The 14,926-nt window shown below is 71.0% G+C and carries 16 protein-coding genes; 9 read left to right on the top strand and 7 right to left on the bottom strand.

The genetic code is table 11. The features are described from left to right. Positions 1 to 144: 144 nt before the first annotated feature. Positions 145 to 1,320: an epoxide hydrolase family protein gene (locus KBX53_RS05530; protein WP_210858028.1), complete on the top strand. Its 1,176-nt coding sequence runs from the start codon at positions 145 to 147 to the stop codon at positions 1,318 to 1,320. A gap of 29 nt (positions 1,321 to 1,349) precedes the next feature. After that, a complete protein-coding gene (locus KBX53_RS05525; RefSeq protein WP_210858027.1) occupies positions 1,350 to 1,943 on the top strand; it encodes an HD domain-containing protein in 594 nt (197 codons plus the stop codon). 6 nt (positions 1,944 to 1,949) lie between these two features. Here KBX53_RS05525 and KBX53_RS05520 read toward each other — a convergent pair whose 3' ends face one another. The 3 genes from KBX53_RS05520 to KBX53_RS05510 all read right to left on the bottom strand — a co-directional run bounded on the left by KBX53_RS05520 (position 1,950) and on the right by KBX53_RS05510 (position 4,205). Next, positions 1,950 to 3,173: an MFS transporter gene (locus KBX53_RS05520; RefSeq protein ID WP_210858026.1), complete on the bottom strand. Its 1,224-nt coding sequence runs from the start codon at positions 3,171 to 3,173 to the stop codon at positions 1,950 to 1,952. 75 nt (positions 3,174 to 3,248) lie between these two features. Further along, entirely contained in the window at positions 3,249 to 3,728 is a 480-nt protein-coding gene (locus KBX53_RS05515) for a hypothetical protein (protein WP_210858025.1), read from the bottom strand. Positions 3,729 to 3,737: 9 nt separating this feature from the next. Further along, positions 3,738 to 4,205, bottom strand: coding sequence for a GNAT family N-acetyltransferase (locus KBX53_RS05510; RefSeq protein ID WP_210858024.1), 468 nt, complete (start codon positions 4,203 to 4,205; stop codon positions 3,738 to 3,740). Between the two features lie 172 nt (positions 4,206 to 4,377). On the opposite strand from KBX53_RS05510, the gene KBX53_RS05505 reads away from it, so the two are divergent. Then, positions 4,378 to 5,397, top strand: a complete 1,020-nt coding sequence (locus KBX53_RS05505; protein WP_030330352.1) for an aldo/keto reductase — start codon at positions 4,378 to 4,380, stop codon at positions 5,395 to 5,397. Positions 5,398 to 5,614: 217 nt separating this feature from the next. On the opposite strand, the gene KBX53_RS05500 is transcribed toward KBX53_RS05505, so the two are convergent. Beyond that, complete coding sequence (locus tag KBX53_RS05500) at positions 5,615 to 7,054, bottom strand: MFS transporter (protein ID WP_210858023.1); 1,440 nt, start codon at positions 7,052 to 7,054, stop codon at positions 5,615 to 5,617. Between the two features lie 46 nt (positions 7,055 to 7,100). Next, a complete protein-coding gene (locus KBX53_RS05495; RefSeq protein ID WP_210858022.1) occupies positions 7,101 to 8,525 on the bottom strand; it encodes an aldehyde dehydrogenase in 1,425 nt (474 codons plus the stop codon). Positions 8,526 to 8,748: 223 nt separating this feature from the next. On the opposite strand from KBX53_RS05495, the gene KBX53_RS05490 reads away from it, so the two are divergent. Then, entirely contained in the window at positions 8,749 to 9,297 is a 549-nt protein-coding gene (locus tag KBX53_RS05490; RefSeq protein WP_030330349.1) for a TetR/AcrR family transcriptional regulator, read from the top strand. Positions 9,298 to 9,442: 145 nt separating this feature from the next. Here the strand turns inward: KBX53_RS05490 and KBX53_RS05485 are convergent, their stop codons facing one another. After that, positions 9,443 to 9,922 carry a carboxymuconolactone decarboxylase family protein gene (locus KBX53_RS05485; RefSeq protein WP_247675145.1) on the bottom strand — a complete coding sequence of 160 codons (480 nt, stop codon included), beginning with the start codon at positions 9,920 to 9,922 and terminating at the stop codon, positions 9,443 to 9,445. 487 nt (positions 9,923 to 10,409) lie between these two features. Between KBX53_RS05485 and KBX53_RS05480 the strand changes: the two genes are divergently transcribed. From KBX53_RS05480 to KBX53_RS05470, 3 genes are all read left to right on the top strand, one after another. After that, entirely contained in the window at positions 10,410 to 10,679 is a 270-nt protein-coding gene (locus KBX53_RS05480; protein WP_030330347.1) for a hypothetical protein, read from the top strand. After that, positions 10,679 to 11,716 (top strand): hypothetical protein, encoded by a 1,038-nt coding sequence (locus tag KBX53_RS05475; protein ID WP_210858021.1) that lies wholly within the window; start codon positions 10,679 to 10,681, stop codon positions 11,714 to 11,716. Before KBX53_RS05480 ends, KBX53_RS05475 begins: the two co-directional genes overlap by 1 nt. Before the next feature lie 66 nt (positions 11,717 to 11,782). Beyond that, complete coding sequence (locus KBX53_RS05470; RefSeq protein ID WP_030330345.1) at positions 11,783 to 12,712, top strand: LLM class F420-dependent oxidoreductase; 930 nt, start codon at positions 11,783 to 11,785, stop codon at positions 12,710 to 12,712. 32 nt (positions 12,713 to 12,744) lie between these two features. Here the strand turns inward: KBX53_RS05470 and KBX53_RS05465 are convergent, their stop codons facing one another. Then, complete coding sequence (locus KBX53_RS05465) at positions 12,745 to 13,167, bottom strand: hypothetical protein (RefSeq protein ID WP_210858020.1); 423 nt, start codon at positions 13,165 to 13,167, stop codon at positions 12,745 to 12,747. A 101-nt stretch (positions 13,168 to 13,268) separates the two neighbouring features. On the opposite strand from KBX53_RS05465, the gene KBX53_RS05460 reads away from it, so the two are divergent. Together KBX53_RS05460 and KBX53_RS05455 are read left to right on the top strand one after the other, a co-directional pair. Continuing rightward, entirely contained in the window at positions 13,269 to 14,039 is a 771-nt protein-coding gene (locus KBX53_RS05460) for a hypothetical protein (protein ID WP_210858019.1), read from the top strand. Next, positions 14,036 to 14,926 (top strand): FAD-binding protein (locus KBX53_RS05455; RefSeq protein WP_210858018.1); only part of this gene is annotated, 891 nt, incomplete at its 3' end. The genes KBX53_RS05460 and KBX53_RS05455, both read left to right, overlap by 4 nt.

Raw genomic sequence — 14,926 nt, 5'->3', positions numbered from 1 at the left:
CGTCCGGACTGAGCGGCATGGTTCGATAGTCAACCACGCCCGCGACCTCGCCGGCCGATCGACGGCGTACCCGACAGCGTCGATCATGGAAGACTGAGGACTTCCGGTGTCGCCGTCAGCACCGCTCGGCAGCTAAGGACCCGCATGCCCGTCGACGTCGAGCCCTATCGAATTTACGTGCCGGAGTCGGAGCTGACTGACCTGCGTGTTCGGCTGGCGCGTACGCGTTGGCCCGAGGCGGCGACGGCGTCCGGCTGGGCACACGGCATACCCCTGCACGAGGTGCGGAGCCTCTGCGGGTACTGGGCAGAGTCGTACGACTGGCGGGCCGCCGAGGCGCGGCTCAACGCGGTCCCGCAGTACCTCGTCACCGTCGACAGCTTGACGATCCATGTGCTGCACGCCCGGTCGTCGTACCCGGGCGCGATGCCGCTGGTGCTGACCCACGGCTGGCCTGGCTCGGTGCTGGAGCTGGTCGACCTGGTCGAGCCGCTCACCGACCCACTGAGCCATGGCGGCACCGCCGAGGACGCCTTCGACGTAGTGATCCCGTCGCTGCCCGGGTACGGCTTCAGTGGCAAACCCATCCGCCCTGGGTGGGGCATCGAACGGATAGCCGCCGCGTGGGCGGAGATCATGGCGGCGTTCGGCTACACCCGGTACGGAGCCGCCGGCAGCGACTGGGGCACCAGCGTCTCCAGCCTCCTCGGGGCACTGGACGGCGAGCACGTGGCCGGCGTTCACCTCGTACCGCCGCTCGCGGGACCGGACCCGGCCGCCGCCGAGGACCTCACCGATGCCGAGCGCCAAGCGTTGGCTCACCTGCGTCGACGCGGCGTGTCCAGCTCGGCGTACTCGGAAGCCCACCGCACCGCGCCGCAGACCGTCGGGTACGCCCTGCTGGACTCGCCGGCCGGCCTGTGCGCCTGGATGGGCGAGAAGTTGATCAGCTGGACCGACCCCGCTGGCCCTTCCGCCGGCCTCACGCGGGACCAGATCCTGGACCAGGTCACGCTGTACTGGTTGACCGGGACGGCGGCATCGTCAGCACGCCTGTACGCGGAGAGCATCGACCGGGTGTCCGGGTGGATCAGCGGCGAAGACGCCACTCAGGTCCGCGTACCCGTCGGTGCCTCGATCTTTCCCGCCGAGCTGCCCCGGCCGTCCCGGCGCTGGGTGACCCGCCGCTATCCGGACCTCCGGTACTGGAAGGAGCACGATCGCGGTGGGCACTTTCCCGCGCTCGAGGTGCCGGAGCTGCTGATCGCCGACCTGCGCGCCTTCTTCCGGCCGTTGCGCGCAGGTGCTGCGATCACGTGATCGAGCGTGCTGGTCGTACCCTTGCTGCGGTGACGTCCGATTCGCTGCGCCGTGCCCTCACCGCCCCCGCGGGCCCGCCGCTGCGGCCCCTGCCCGAGCAGGTCGTCGCCCTGCTGGAGACCCTGCACGCGCCGCCGCGTCTCGCCGCGCACCTGCGGGCCGTGCACGAGGTCGCCGCGCAGCTCACCGACGCGGTGGCGGTCCGGTTCCCGCAGCTCCCGTTCGACCGGGAGGCGGTGCTCTTCGGGGCCGCCACCCACGACGTCGGCAAGGTCCGGCACCCGGAGGAGTTGTCCGGTCCCGGGTCCGCGCACGAGCCCGCCGGCTACGAGCTGCTGCTCCAGCACGGTGTGGCCGAGTCGTCGGCCCGGTTCGCGCGCGACCACGCGTCCTGGCACCGCGACGGCATCGACGTCGAGGACCTGCTGGTCAGCGTGGCCGACAAGGTGTGGAAGGGAAAGCGGGTCACCGACCTGGAGGAGTTGCTCGTCGATCGCCTGGCCGACGTCACCGGCCGCGAACGCTGGTCGGTCTTCCTCGACCTGGACGACATCCTCGACCGGATCGCCGCCGACGCGGACCTTCGGCTCGCGTTCCAGGCAACCCATCCGGTACGCGGGTGACAGCGGTCAGCGGCTCGCCGGGCTCGTTCCGGCCTTCCGGTGCGGCGGGGCGGGCATGGTCGGCGTCTGGCCGCGCGCCGTCGACCGACGGGTGACCGTGGCGGCCACCGCTGCTGTCAGGCAGATCGCCGTGGCGACGATGAGCGGCGGGCGGGCGCCCAGGTGCACGGCTGCGGAGCCGAGGGGGATCGCCGCGACGAGCGGTCCGAACATCGCGGTGTTGGCCGTCGCGGCGACCCGTCCCAGCAGCGCCGCCGGCGTGTGGGTCTGCACGGCGGTGACGGCCGCGACCAGGGTCGCGGGCAGGCCCACGCCGGCCACCACCGCCCCGAGGACGGTCGCCGGCCACCACGGCAGGCAACGTGCCAGGCAGCCGAGCGCGAACAGCGCCGTGCCGGCGACACCGACGGCAACGGCACCCCTGGCCGCGATGAGCCGGCCGACGACGAGGCCACCGAGAATCGAACCGGCCCCCTGCGCGCTGGCCAGCACACCGAGGAACGTCGTCGGCAGCCGCAGCTCGGTCACGACGATCGCGTAGATCCCCGCCGTCGTGAAGCCGGACATGGCGATGGACACCGCGGCGAGCACGACCGGCAGACGTGTCGCCCGCTCTCCGAACAGGACCACCAATCCGGTACGCAGGCCGCCGCCGGTTTCGATCCGCTGGTCGGCGAGCGTCCGGCGCAGCCGGAGCACCGCGTACAGGACGGCGACCAGGATCGGCATCGCGGCGCTGAGCACGGCGACGGCGGGACCGCCCTGCCACGCGTAGAGGCCGGCCCCGGCGAGGGGAGCGACGAGCTTCATGCCCTCCTGCGCGCTGGAGCGCCACCCGTTGACGTCGCCGAGGTCCGTGGCCGCGAGCGCCGACGGCAGCAGCGCCGTCTCGCCGGCGTCGATCAGCACGTAGCTGACGCCGTACGCGCACGAGACGGTGAAGATGAGCCAGGTCTGCCCCGGCCCCCGCACGGTGAGCAGGGTCAGCAGGGCGGCTGCCAACAGGAGGTTGACGGCGATGACCAGCGGTCGCCGGGGCACCCGGTCGAGCAGGCCGCCCAGCCAGGGCCCGGCGAGCACCGGGGCGTACACGCAGAGCCCGGCGAGGGCGGCGAGGCCGGTGGAGCCGGTGAGGTCCAGGATCCAGATGCCGTTGACCAGTGACATCGCGCTGCTGCCGAAGCCGGACAGCAGGGAGATCGCCACGAACAGGCTCGCGTTGCGACGCATGAGCGCTCCGAGTTGAGTCGAGGTGACTCACATCCTCAAGCGTGAGCTGAGTGCGCGCAATGCTGCTCGATCCTGTCAACGCTCCGTTGACAGGGCGGCATTGATCGTGGTTGCCGCGGTTCGGGCGGGCGCGGGCAGTCGCTCGCCCGCTTCGGCGAGATCGGTGGCGAGGTGCACCGCAAGCGCGTACAGCGAGCCCGGGGCGGCATCCAACGCGGTCTCCACAGTGCTCCGGACCAGAGCCGCGCGGCGAAAACGGTTGTCCCACCGCTGGTCGGCGCCGATCCACCGGGCAAGGTCGGCGACCGCCGCCCGCAGCGCCGCGATCTGCGGAGGCAGTCGGCGGTCGAGCTGTTGCCGCCGCGACCACCGCGCCGCCACCAGTCGCTGTCGCCGCTGCTCGGCGGCCTGTCGACTGCCGAGGCCGAGGGCTGTCGCGATCTGCGCCCAGGTCGCGCCGTCGTGGCGCGCCCGATCGATGAGTTCCAGCTCCTGCTCGTCCAGGCGAGCGCGGGTGGCGCGCACCTCCGCCAGCCGATCCAGCTCCGACGTCATCTGTCAACGTTACATTGACAAGCCCTCGTCGCTGTTCATCCTGGGCGCGCGGACCAGGAAGACGTCCACCGGATCCTCGGCGTCGACGGTGAAACCGTGCCGCTCGTACAGTCGTCGGGCCGGGCTGCCCCGCAGCACGTTCAGGCGAACCGGGGTGCCGTCGCGATCGCAGCGCTCCAGCAACTCGCGCAGCACGGCCGTGCCGATGCCACCGCCCTGTAACCGTGGGGCCAGGTAGAAGTGCTCCAGCCAGTGGGCGTCCCCGTCCGGTCGCAGCGCCACGCAGCCGGCGAACGCGCCGTCCACCTCGACAACCCAGGTGTACGCCGGCGCGAAGCCGTCCCGCAGGCGCTGCCGCACCCGCTGGTCGTCGTACCGCCCCAGCCGCTCCAGGTCTGCCCGCAGCACCACCGCCCGCAACTCGGCCACCGCCTCGACGTCCGCCGCCGAAGCCGGCCGAAGCTCCCAGTTCACCATGATCAATAAGTTATCGCGGCCCGGCGCCCTCGCCGGCCACCCCGCCGTTGCCTCCGTCACTTGTCAAACGGAACAGCGTTCCGTATCGTTCGTAGCGGAACGTGGTTCCACATGCTCAGGATGTCAGAGCCGGTGGGCCAGTGTCACCTCACCCTTCCGTGGAGGAACAGTCATGCAGTACCGCACCCTCGGGCGCACCGGCGTCCAGGTCAGCACCCTCGTGCTCGGCGCAATGAACTTCGGCAAACTGGGGCACACCACCCAGGGCGAGGCGACGGCGATCGTCGACGCCGCGTTGGAGGCCGGGATCAACCTGATCGACACCGCCGACATGTACAGCCAGGGGGAGTCGGAGGAACTGGTCGGCAAAGCCATCGCCGGCCGTCGCGACGACATCGTGCTGGCCACGAAGGCCGGCATGCCGATGGGCGACGAGCGCAATCAGCGGGGCAGCTCGCGCCGCTGGCTCGTCACCGAGTTGGACAACAGCCTGCGCCGCCTCGGCGTCGACCACGTCGACCTCTACCAGATCCACCGGTGGGACCCGACCACCAGCGACGAGGAAACCCTGTCGGCGCTGACCGACCTGCAACGGGCGGGAAAGATCCGCTACTTCGGCTCCTCGACCTTCCCCGCGTACCGCATCGTGCAGGCCGAATGGGCTGCAAGGGAGCACCACCTGGGCCGGTACGTCACGGAGCAGCCCAGCTACTCGATCCTGCAACGGGGGATCGAGGCCCACGTCCTGCCCGTGACCGAGCAGTACGGGCTCGGCGTGCTCGCCTGGAGCCCGCTCGCCTCGGGCTGGCTCTCCGGCGCGATCCGCGCCGGCCGGGAGATCACCACCAGCCGCTCGGCGATCCTGCCCGCCCGCTTCGACCTCAGCATCCCGGCCAACCAGGCCCGGCTCCACGCCGTCGAGCAGCTGGCCACCGTCGCCGACGAGGCGGGGCTCACCCTGATCCAGCTCGCACTCGGGTTCGTCACCGCGCACCCGGCCGTGACCAGCGCGATCATCGGCCCCCGCACCATCGACCACCTGCACGCCCAACTCGCCGCCGCGGACACCGTGCTCCCGGCCGACGTGCTCGACGCGATCGACGCGATCGTCGCACCCGGGGTCGACCTCGCCGCAGGCGAGAAGTTCGACACCCCGCCCGCCCTGCTCGACCCGGCGCTGCGGCGTCGCTGAGCCAACGGGTGCGGTGGGCGGCGCCGTTGGTCCCGCCGCTGGTCTGGCTGCTCCAGACCGCCCCCGCCGACCATCTCGACTGAACGCCAGCGCCGACGGCCCCTGGCCTGTCGTATCGGGCCGGTGTGGGCGAACGGTGACACGTACGAGGCGTACGTGGGTCGGTGGAGCCGCCTGGTCGCTGTGTCCGCCGCCCGCTGGTCGGACGCGCCCTCGCCTAAGGGCGCCGCGCGACCAGCGGGGCCGGTGCCACACCGCTCTCGCCCGTGCGGGACGCTCGGCGGACGGCGGGCACGACAAGCGCCGCCACCACTGCCGCGAGCGAGGTGACGGTCAGCATCTCGAACCCGTGGGTGAACCCGGACTCGTACGGCAGACCGTCCGGACGCAGGTGGCCGGTGACGATGCTGCTCATCACGGCCGCCCCGATCGATCCACCGATGGTCCGGATGTTCGCGTTCATCCCCGCCGCCACACCGGTCTGCGCGGCCGAGACGTTCTGCACGATCAGGTTCGTCATGGACGCGTACGCCAGGCCGATGCCGACCCCGAACACGGACGAGGCGACCACGATCTGCCAGCGTGCGTCGTGGGCCACGGCGAGCAGGGCGCACGAGACCACGCTGAAGGCGGAGCCCGCGGCGAGTTGTGCCTTACCGCTGAGAATCCGCTCCATCCGGCCGCTGACGATGCCGGTCAGGAACATGGCGACGAGCATCGGCACCAGCAACAGCCCCGCCTCGGTGACGCTGGCCCCGAACCCATAGCCCGCGACCGTCGGGGTCTGCACGAACTGCGGCAGGAACGCGAGGATGGCGAACATGCCCGCGCCGAAGAGCAGCGCGACCAGGTTGGTGGTCCACACCGTCGGCAGGCGCATCACCCGCATGTCGATGAGCGGGTTGGTCGAACGGGTCTCGGTGATCACCCAGGAGGCGAGGACGAGCACCGCGACGAGCAAGAGACCGAGTACCCTACCCGAGGTCCAACCCCACGCCGGGGCCTTGCTGACCGCCAGCATCAGCGCGACGAGCCACCCGGACAGCAGTACGGTGGCGAGCCAGTTGATCCGGCCCGGCGTCCGTACGGGCGACTTCGGTATGAGGAAGTGCGCCGCCACGGCCGTCGCGATCAGCACGACCATGGGGATCCAGAAGAGCCCCCGATAGCCGAAGGCGCCGACGATCGGCCCGGCGAGCACGGTGCCCAGTCCCCCGCCGGCGGCGAGCAGGGCCGACATCGCCCCGATCGCCGCCGTGCTCCGGGCCGCCGGGAACTCGTCCCGGATGATCCCGAACGACAGCGGGAAGACGGCACCACCGACACCCTGCACGATCCTGGCCACGATGAGCACGCCGATGTTCGGTGCGATGACGGCCAGCAGGCAGCCGGCGATGAGCGCGACCAGGGAGACGACGAACATCCGCTCCTTGCCGACCATGTCACCGATCCGTCCGAGGATCGGCGTGAAGACCGACGCGGAGAGCAGGTACGCCGTCAGCACCCAGGTCACGGTGTTCTGCGAGGTGTGCAGGTCGTGCTGGATCGTCGACAGCACCGGGCTGACGAGCGACTGCAGCATCGCGAAGAAACCGGCGCCGGCCGCGAGGACGGCGAATGTGATCCGGTAGGGGGTACGGGTGGTGGTCCGAGCCACGAAAAGACTCCAGTTCTCGGTGGTCGGGAGCAGACAGCGGTCCTGCTCAGACCGCGATGGTCTTGTGCTCCACGTACTGGGCCAGGCCGACGGCTCCGAACTCGCGGCCGATACCGCTGCCCTTGTAGCCGCCGAAGGGCGCGTCGAAGCCCGGGTCGGCGCCGTTGACGGTGAAGAAGCCGGTACGGATCCGGCGGGCGAGCGCCAGGCCACGCTCGACGTCGGCCGTCCACACCCCACCGCCGAGCCCGTACGGGGAGTCGTTGGCGATGCGTACCGCGTCGTCCTCGTCCTCGTACGCGATGACGACGAGGACCGGTCCGAAGATCTCCTCCTGGGCGATGCGCATGCCGTTGTCGACGTCGGCGAAGACCGTCGGCCGTACGTAGTAACCGCCCTCGAGCCCCTCCGGCACCTCGGGACCGCCGGTGACGAGACGCGCCCCCTCGGAGATGCCGAGTTCGATGTAGCTCCGGACCCGCTGCTGCTGGTCGGCGCGGACCATCGGGCCGATCCACGTACCCGGGTCGGCGGGGTCTCCCACGACGAGGCTCTCCGTCATGGTCTTCACGGCCTCGACGACCTCCTCGTAGCGGCTGCGCGGGGCCAGGATGCGGGTGTGCGCGACGCAGGATTCGCCGTTGTTGCCGAACGACAGGAACTTGAGTCCCTCGACCACGGCCGAGAGGTCCGCGTCCGGCAGGATGACCGTCGCGGACTTGCCGCCCAGCTCCAGGCTCACCCGCTTGAGCTGCTGGCCCGCCACGGACGCGATCGTGCGCCCGGCGGCGGTCGATCCGGTGAAGGCGACCTTGTCCACGTCGGGGTGCGCGACGAGATACGCGCTCGTCTCCCGGCCCGCCGGCAGGATGCTGACCACGCCCTCCGGCAGCCCAGCCTGCTCGAAGATCTCGCCCAGCACCAGCGCGTCCAGCGCGGTCTCGGGCGACGCCTTCAGGATGACCGTGCAGCCCGCCAGCAGCGCCGGAATCATCTTCACCAGTGCCGACTGGTGCGGGGCGTTCCACGGGATGACCGCGGCGACCACACCGACCGGCTCGCGTCGGATCAGCGGGCCGGATTCGGTTGCCCGTTCCTCCCACCCGAAGGCCTCGGCGGCCCTCAGGTAGGCGCCGGTCTGCTCCGCCAGTGCGTGCAGCGTCCACCGGGTGAACCACGACGCGGAGCCGTTCTCCGAAGTGATCAATGCGGCCAGTTCGTCGGCCCGCGCCGCGTGTAGTTCGTTGAATCGGGCGATGGTCGCCTGGCGTTCCCGCGGCGTCATCCGGGGCCACGGCCCGTCGTCGAAGGCCTTCCGCGCGGCGGCGACCGCCCGCTCGACGTCGGCCGGTGAGGCCTCGGCGGCCCGCCCCACCAGCGACTTGTCGTGTGGCGAGTGGACGTCGAGCAGGCCGCCCTCGGCGGGCGCTACCCACTGGCCACCAACGTAGAGCTTGTCGTGAACGATCACAGTGACTACTCCCTTATTGCAGGTTTTGGGCCGATTCGTAATCGGCGTCCGGACTGCGGCCCCCCGCCGCGTACGCGTTCCGCGCCGCGATCATCAGGGGCACAACAATGTGGCGCCTCGTACGTCTAGCTGCCACAAAACCGTAGCGCTTATCTCTGGTTTCGCCACCGACGTGTGCAACTAGCTGCGTGACCTGCCACACAGGGGTAGAATTGACGGCACTATGAGAGCCGACGCAGCCCGTAACCTCGACACGGTCCTCCACGTGGGTGCTCGGCTGCTCGCGCAGGATCCGGCCACGAGCATCGCCACGATCGCTGCCACGGCCGGCGTCGACCGGCGCACCGTCTACCGCCGATTCGCCACCCGGGAGGCCCTGCTCGCCGGGGTCTACCAGGCCAAGCTCGACGCCTCCGAGCGCGCGCTCGACGACGCCCGGCTGACGGAGGCACCGGTCGCGGTGGCCCTGCACCGCTATGTGGAGGGCATCATCCCGGTCATCCGGCGGTGGTCGATCCAGGTCCTCAAGCCAATGATGAACATGGACGTCGAGGCCGCGGCCCGGAGCAAGCAACTCGGCGAGCGGCTCGACCGGTTCATCCAGCGCGCCACCGACGAGGGGCTACTCCGCGCCGACCTGCCACCGGGCTGGGTCAGGACGCTGCTGGACCAACTTGTGAACGCCACCGCGGAAAACTTTCCCGACCTGGCCGCCGCACCCGCCGCCGACCTGGTCGTCGACGCGCTGTTGCGCGGCGTCGGGCGAAGCTGACGGGCAGGCACTGAGCGTCTGCACGGATGGGTCGCTGGGGTCCGTCCCCGCACGGCGTGGGCTCGCTCACCTCGTCGTTCAGCCGCCCAATGAGCCTTTCCGCGTAACGGTCCTGGCGGTGGGTGATCAGGTCCTGCGGGGGACCTTACTTACCAGGGCCTGAGGGCTCGGGGTTCTCGGCGAAGACCTGGGCGGCGACCTGGTAGCCGTCGAACGCGCGTGCTACGCCAGCGTAGGCCGCGACCTGAAGAAAGACTTCGGCGATCTCTTCCTTGGTGGCGCCGGCGTTGAGCGCGATGCGCAGCTGACCACGGAGGGGCTCCAGGACACCGAGCGTCGCCGCGATGGTGACGGACACCAGTGCCCGCGTCCGTGTATCCAGGTGCTCGGTGCGCGGCCAGACGTCGCCGAAGGCGTGCATCGTCGCGATCCGTTTGAAGTCTGCGCCGTTGGCTGGCTCACCAGGGGTGGCGCCAAGAAAGCGCTCCAAGCGGAAGCCCAGCAGACGCTCAGCCGTGTCCAGCGCGGCGGCGTACCCCGGGTCTGTCGCCGCAGATGCCGGATGATTCGTCGTCATGGTGCTCACTCTTTCATGCACAAGGACGAAGTAGACGATATCTGGCATTTCGAAACGTGACTGAAGGGCCGTACGCGGCACGCCGCCCGAGTAACCGTCGCGCCGAGCCCCACCGGAGCCTTGTCGCAATTCGGACAAGACGGCAAAGCCCCTGGTAGAGCACTCTTGGGGCAGGTGGAGGTAGACGGGTGGCGGGCCACATCCCGATCCTCCGGCCCGGTTCGGACAAGATCGTCCGTACCGGTGCCGCCCTCACCCAGCCCGGCCTCGAAGCCGCGACGGTCACGGCACAGCTGCCGCTCCGATCGCGCGTACGACAGGCCGAGGCTGCCACCGACACCCTGCGGGCGCCCGCAGCGGTGCCTCCGCCCACCGGGACAAGGACGTCAGCACCGTCGGCTGTCAGGCAACGCCGTCCGCCGGCCGTGCCGCCGCCCCCGAGCCCCGCCGGCCTTTCGCACCGTGGACCCCGCCGGGGTCCGGCGTCGCTCGACCGCGCGCCGAGCCCTGGCGACCGAGCCAGAAAGGGCCCGACATGGCCGCTCCCACCGCGACCGCAGCCTTGAACGCATCCGTCTTCGCGCCGGGTGACCAGATGCTGCTGACCGTTACCTACTCGGACGCCGACACCAAACCGCTGACCGTCACCATCGTGGTCACCGACGCGCAGGGCAACAGCAGCGCGCCGGTCAAGGTCACGGCGGTCATCGACCCACTCACTGTGACCGTCTCCGATAACTCCGGGCGTACCTGGACCCGGGTTTCTGACAACGGCTCCGTGGCCGTGTATCGGTCGGTGGCGTGATGCCCCGGGTCACCGTCCAGGTCCGTGACGCCGCCGGCAACACCGCGACGGCCGCCGCCGACTACAGCCTGGGACAACCGGTGCTCGGCGGCTACTACCTCTCCGGGGGCGCCGACCCGACCGCCGACATGGCCGGCGGCAACTTCCGGTCACTCACCCAGTACCGCAGCTTCGCGGACGGCTACATCTTCCCCGGCTACAACCGGCCCTGGCTGGTCAACCTGGGCAAGGCCGGTGTGCAGATGAACATGGTCCTGGAGTTGAAACACTACGGCGCCTCGAACTACGGAACGCAGAGCTTCTCGGTGGACGGCACCAGCTACACCGTGCCGGCACCGACGATGACCATCCAGCAGCGACCCGGCACGACCTGGCCGAGGGCGTACGGGTACGGGCAGGTGATCAAGGGGCAGTGCGACGGGTTGCTGGCCCGCGCGCTGTCGCAGTACCGCACGCTCGGCTTCGGGGTGAACATCCAGTTCGCCTCGGAACTGGACACCGACCACGAGTTCGGCACCACCGAGGACGGCAAGGCGTACAGCTGGGCCGAGTCGGACGCGCGGGCGGTGCAGGCGATGAACTACATCCTCACGTGGTTCAAGGCGCGGACGCTGCCGGCCGGCACGACCTTCTCGGTGGGGCTCGGCGGTTTCGACAGGGCCTGCTTCCAGCGCACCCACCCGGAGTCGCTGATGTCCCGCCTCGACTATCTCCAGTGGAACGCGTACGCCACGAACGCCAGCCACACCGCGCTGGCCCGGTTTCGTCGCACCAAGGACTGGGCGGTGGCCGATCTCGGCCCGGTGGCGCTGTCCCGACCGGTGATCATCGCCGAGTGGGGGGTGCGGGTGGCCGAGATCCCGAACCAGGCCGCCTGGATCGCCACCGTGCCGGCGGCGATCGCCCAGCTCAACGCCGAGGATGGACCACGGATCGTGCGGACCAACTACTTCAACTCCGGTTGGGGCACCCTGACGCCGAAGGCGCCCGGGTTGGCGGCGCTCCGCGAGGCGTACGCCAAACGGCCGTACGTCTGAGCTGACGCCGGAGGTCCGGTCGGCATAGCGCCGGCCGGGCCGACCGGGGAACCCTATGCTCGGATCATGGAACTTCGGATCTTCACCGAGCCCCAGCAGGGCGCCACCTACGACCAGTTGCTCGCCGTCGCCCGGTGCGCCGAGGACGCTGGCTACGGCGCGTTCTTCCGCTCCGACCACTACCTGATGATGGGTGACGTGAGCGGCGAACCCGGCCCCACCGACGCGTGGACCACTCTCGCCGGCCTGGCCCGGGAGACCAGCCGCATCCGGCTCGGCACGTTGATGACCGCTGCCACCTTCCGGCTGCCCGGCCCGCTGGCGATCACCGTGGCGCAGGTCGACCAGATGAGCGGCGGCCGGGTGGAGCTGGGCATCGGCACCGGCTGGTACGCCGAGGAACACAGCGCGTACGGCATGCCGTTCCCGCCGCTCGCCGAGCGGTTCGACCGGCTGGAGGAGCAGCTCGCCGTCATCACCGGGCTGTGGTCCACCCCGGCGGGGGAGCGGTTCGACCATGACGGCCGGTACTACCCGGTCCGCGACTCGCCCGCCCTGCCCAAGCCGGTGCAGCAGCCGCGCCCACCGATCCTGCTCGGCGGGACGGGTCCGAAGCGCACGCCTCGGCTGGCCGCCCGCTACGCCGACGAGTTCAACCTGCCGTTCGCCTCGGTGCCGGACACGGCGGCGCAGTTCGACCGGGTCCGCGCGGCCTGCGCCGAGATCGGCCGGGACCCGGCCGACATGGTCTGGTCCAACGCGCTGGTGCTCTGCTGTGGGCGCGACGACGCCGAGGTGGCCCGCCGCGCCGCGGCCATCGGCCGCGAACCGGACGAGCTGCGGGCCAACGGTCTGGCCGGGACTCCCGCCGAGGTGCTCGACACCATCGGCCGGTACGCGGAGATCGGCAGTGAGCGGCTCTACCTCCAGGTGTTGGACCTCAGCGACCTGGAGCACCTGGAGCTGGTCGCCAGCGAGGTGATGGCGAAGCTCTGAGCCGGGCGGATGGTGGGGAGCGACGCTGCCGGTCAGGCCCGGTGGGCGCCGCTCCCGACCGCGTCCGGGTCGCCCAGCACGGTGTCCAGCCGCCCGTCACGATCACTGTCGACGTAGGTGATGTCCGGGACACCGTCACCGTCCACGTCGATCTGGACGACGTCGGCCACGCCGTCACCGTCGAGGTCGGTGACCACCTCCACCGAGCCGTCCAGGTGACGGGTCACGATCGTCTGGGCGCCGGGGGCGCGCGGTGGCGGACCGGGCGTCGGCACCGGTGTCGGGGCGGGCGCGGGCGCCGGAGTGGGCCGGGGGCCGGGTGTGGGCGACGGGTGACTCGGCAACCCGCCGGACGGCGGTGCGCTGGCCTGCTCGACCCCGGTGCCGGTGGGGTCCAGCTCCTCCTCGGACGGGAAGACGTCGCCCCGTGGGGCCGGATCACGGTAGCTGCTCATGAGCGTAGGGTTCCCCGACGATGACGAGAACAACCGTGCCCGATCGTCCGGTGTCCCCGGTGCCCGGTTTGGCGGAAGATGCGGGGACCGACGCCACGGTCATGAACGGGGGTCCGAGCGTGGAACTGCGCCGGAGTCGGGGCGCCCGGGTGCTCGCCCTGGTCTGCGTACTCGGCGGGGTGCTCTTGTTGGTCTATCCCAGCGACGGCGCCCTGCTACGGACGATCATCGCGGTGGGGGCGATCGCGCTCGGCGCGGTGGCGCTGGTCAGCGCGTTGCGCCCGTTCCGTTTCGGGATCCACGCGGACGGGCTCACCATCCGACGGCCCGGCCTGCGCCGGGACATCCGGTGGGCCGACGTCGGCGCGCTGGTCCTCGACGAGCCGCCCCGACGCGACGGTCGTCCCGAACCGCCGCGACTGCTGCTGGTTCCCGCGCCGGGAGTGCCGCTTGAGCCGGTGACCGCCCGTCACCCGATCGACGGCCGACCCGCCATCGAACTGCTCGTTCTCGATCAGGTCCGGGAGCAGCCCGACCAGGTGTCCGCCGCGCTCACCCGCTATGCCGGAGGTCGTTTCGTCGACCTGCTCGCGCTGCGACGCGCCGCCTTCGACACCCCGGATCTCCCGGTCGGCCTGCGCGGGTACCACATGGACCGGGTCGACCGGTTGATCCGACGCGGCCAGGACGCCCTGATGTCCGGGGACGCGGCGACCCGGCAGGCGGCGCGGGGCGAGATCGAACGCGCCAGCGCGGCCGGCCTGCCGATCGCCCAGCGTGGCTACCACACGTTCCAGACGGATACCGTTCTGGACGCCCTCGTCGCCGCGTTGGCCGACCAGCAGAGCACCGATCGGGAGACCGCCACATGACCGCGCAGGGACCGCACGCCGCGTCGAGCACCGACGTTCCGCGCCGCAACTGGGCCGGCAACGTACGGTACGCCGCGAAGGCGTTCCACCGGCCCACCTCCGTCGACGACCTGCGCCGGCTCGTCGCCGGCAGCAGCCGGATCCGGGCGGTGGGCAGCGGGCACTCCTTCAACAGCCTCGGCGACACCGACGGCGACCTCGTCAGCCTCGCCGGGCTGCCCCCGGTCGTCGAGGTGGACCACGAGCGCGGGCAGGTCACCGTGAGCGCCGCGATGCGCTACGGCGACCTCGCCCGGCAGCTGCACACCCAGGGGTACGCGCTGGCGAACCTCGCCTCGCTGCCGCACATCTCGGTGGCCGGCGCGGTGGCCACCGCCACCCACGGGTCCGGTCAGAGCCATGGCAACCTGGCCAGCGCCGTCGCCGGTCTGGAGCTGGTCACCGCCGACGGCGACCTGCTGCGGGTCGACCGCGAGACCGACAGGTTCGCCGGCATGGTGGTCGGGCTCGGCGCGCTTGGCCTGGTCACCCGGGTCACGCTGGACGTGGTGCCAACCTTCGCGCTGCGCCAGTACGTACGCCTCGACCTCGACCGGGCGGCGCTCGACGAGGCGCTCGGCTCGGCGTACAGCGTGAGTGTCTTCACCGACTTCCGTACGCCCCGACTGCGCGAGGTGTGGCGCAAACAGTTGGCGGACCAGCCGCCACCCCCGGCGGACTGGCTCGGCACCACAGCGGCCGACCAGCCCCGGCACCCGGTGCTCGGGATGCCGCCGGAGAACTGCACCCCGCAGCTCGGCGAGGCGGGCCCGTGGCAGGAGCGGCTGCCGCACTTCAAGCTCGGCTTCACCCCCAGCAGCGGCGACGAACTGCAGTCCGAGTACCAC

This window comes from Micromonospora sp. M51, assembly GCF_018070305.1.
In the GTDB taxonomy this organism is placed as follows: domain Bacteria; phylum Actinomycetota; class Actinomycetes; order Mycobacteriales; family Micromonosporaceae; genus Micromonospora; species Micromonospora parva.
The sequence above is the reverse complement of the archived record's forward strand: the minus strand, read 5'-3'. Positions and strand labels throughout refer to the sequence as shown.

Coding starts and splice junctions, on each gene's coding strand:
- KBX53_RS05530 (WP_210858028.1), top strand. CDS start 145: ATGCCCGTCGACGTCGAGCCCTATCGAATTTACGTGCCGGAGTCGGAG.
- KBX53_RS05520 (WP_210858026.1), bottom strand. CDS start 3,173: ATGCGTCGCAACGCGAGCCTGTTCGTGGCGATCTCCCTGCTGTCCGGC.
- KBX53_RS05515 (WP_210858025.1), bottom strand. CDS start 3,728: ATGACGTCGGAGCTGGATCGGCTGGCGGAGGTGCGCGCCACCCGCGCT.
- KBX53_RS05510 (WP_210858024.1), bottom strand. CDS start 4,205: ATGGTGAACTGGGAGCTTCGGCCGGCTTCGGCGGCGGACGTCGAGGCG.
- KBX53_RS05505 (WP_030330352.1), top strand. CDS start 4,378: ATGCAGTACCGCACCCTCGGGCGCACCGGCGTCCAGGTCAGCACCCTC.
- KBX53_RS05490 (WP_030330349.1), top strand. CDS start 8,749: ATGAGAGCCGACGCAGCCCGTAACCTCGACACGGTCCTCCACGTGGGT.
- KBX53_RS05485 (WP_247675145.1), bottom strand. CDS start 9,922: ATGCCAGATATCGTCTACTTCGTCCTTGTGCATGAAAGAGTGAGCACC.
- KBX53_RS05480 (WP_030330347.1), top strand. CDS start 10,410: ATGGCCGCTCCCACCGCGACCGCAGCCTTGAACGCATCCGTCTTCGCG.
- KBX53_RS05475 (WP_210858021.1), top strand. CDS start 10,679: ATGCCCCGGGTCACCGTCCAGGTCCGTGACGCCGCCGGCAACACCGCG.
- KBX53_RS05470 (WP_030330345.1), top strand. CDS start 11,783: ATGGAACTTCGGATCTTCACCGAGCCCCAGCAGGGCGCCACCTACGAC.
- KBX53_RS05465 (WP_210858020.1), bottom strand. CDS start 13,167: ATGAGCAGCTACCGTGATCCGGCCCCACGGGGCGACGTCTTCCCGTCC.
- KBX53_RS05460 (WP_210858019.1), top strand. CDS start 13,269: ATGAACGGGGGTCCGAGCGTGGAACTGCGCCGGAGTCGGGGCGCCCGG.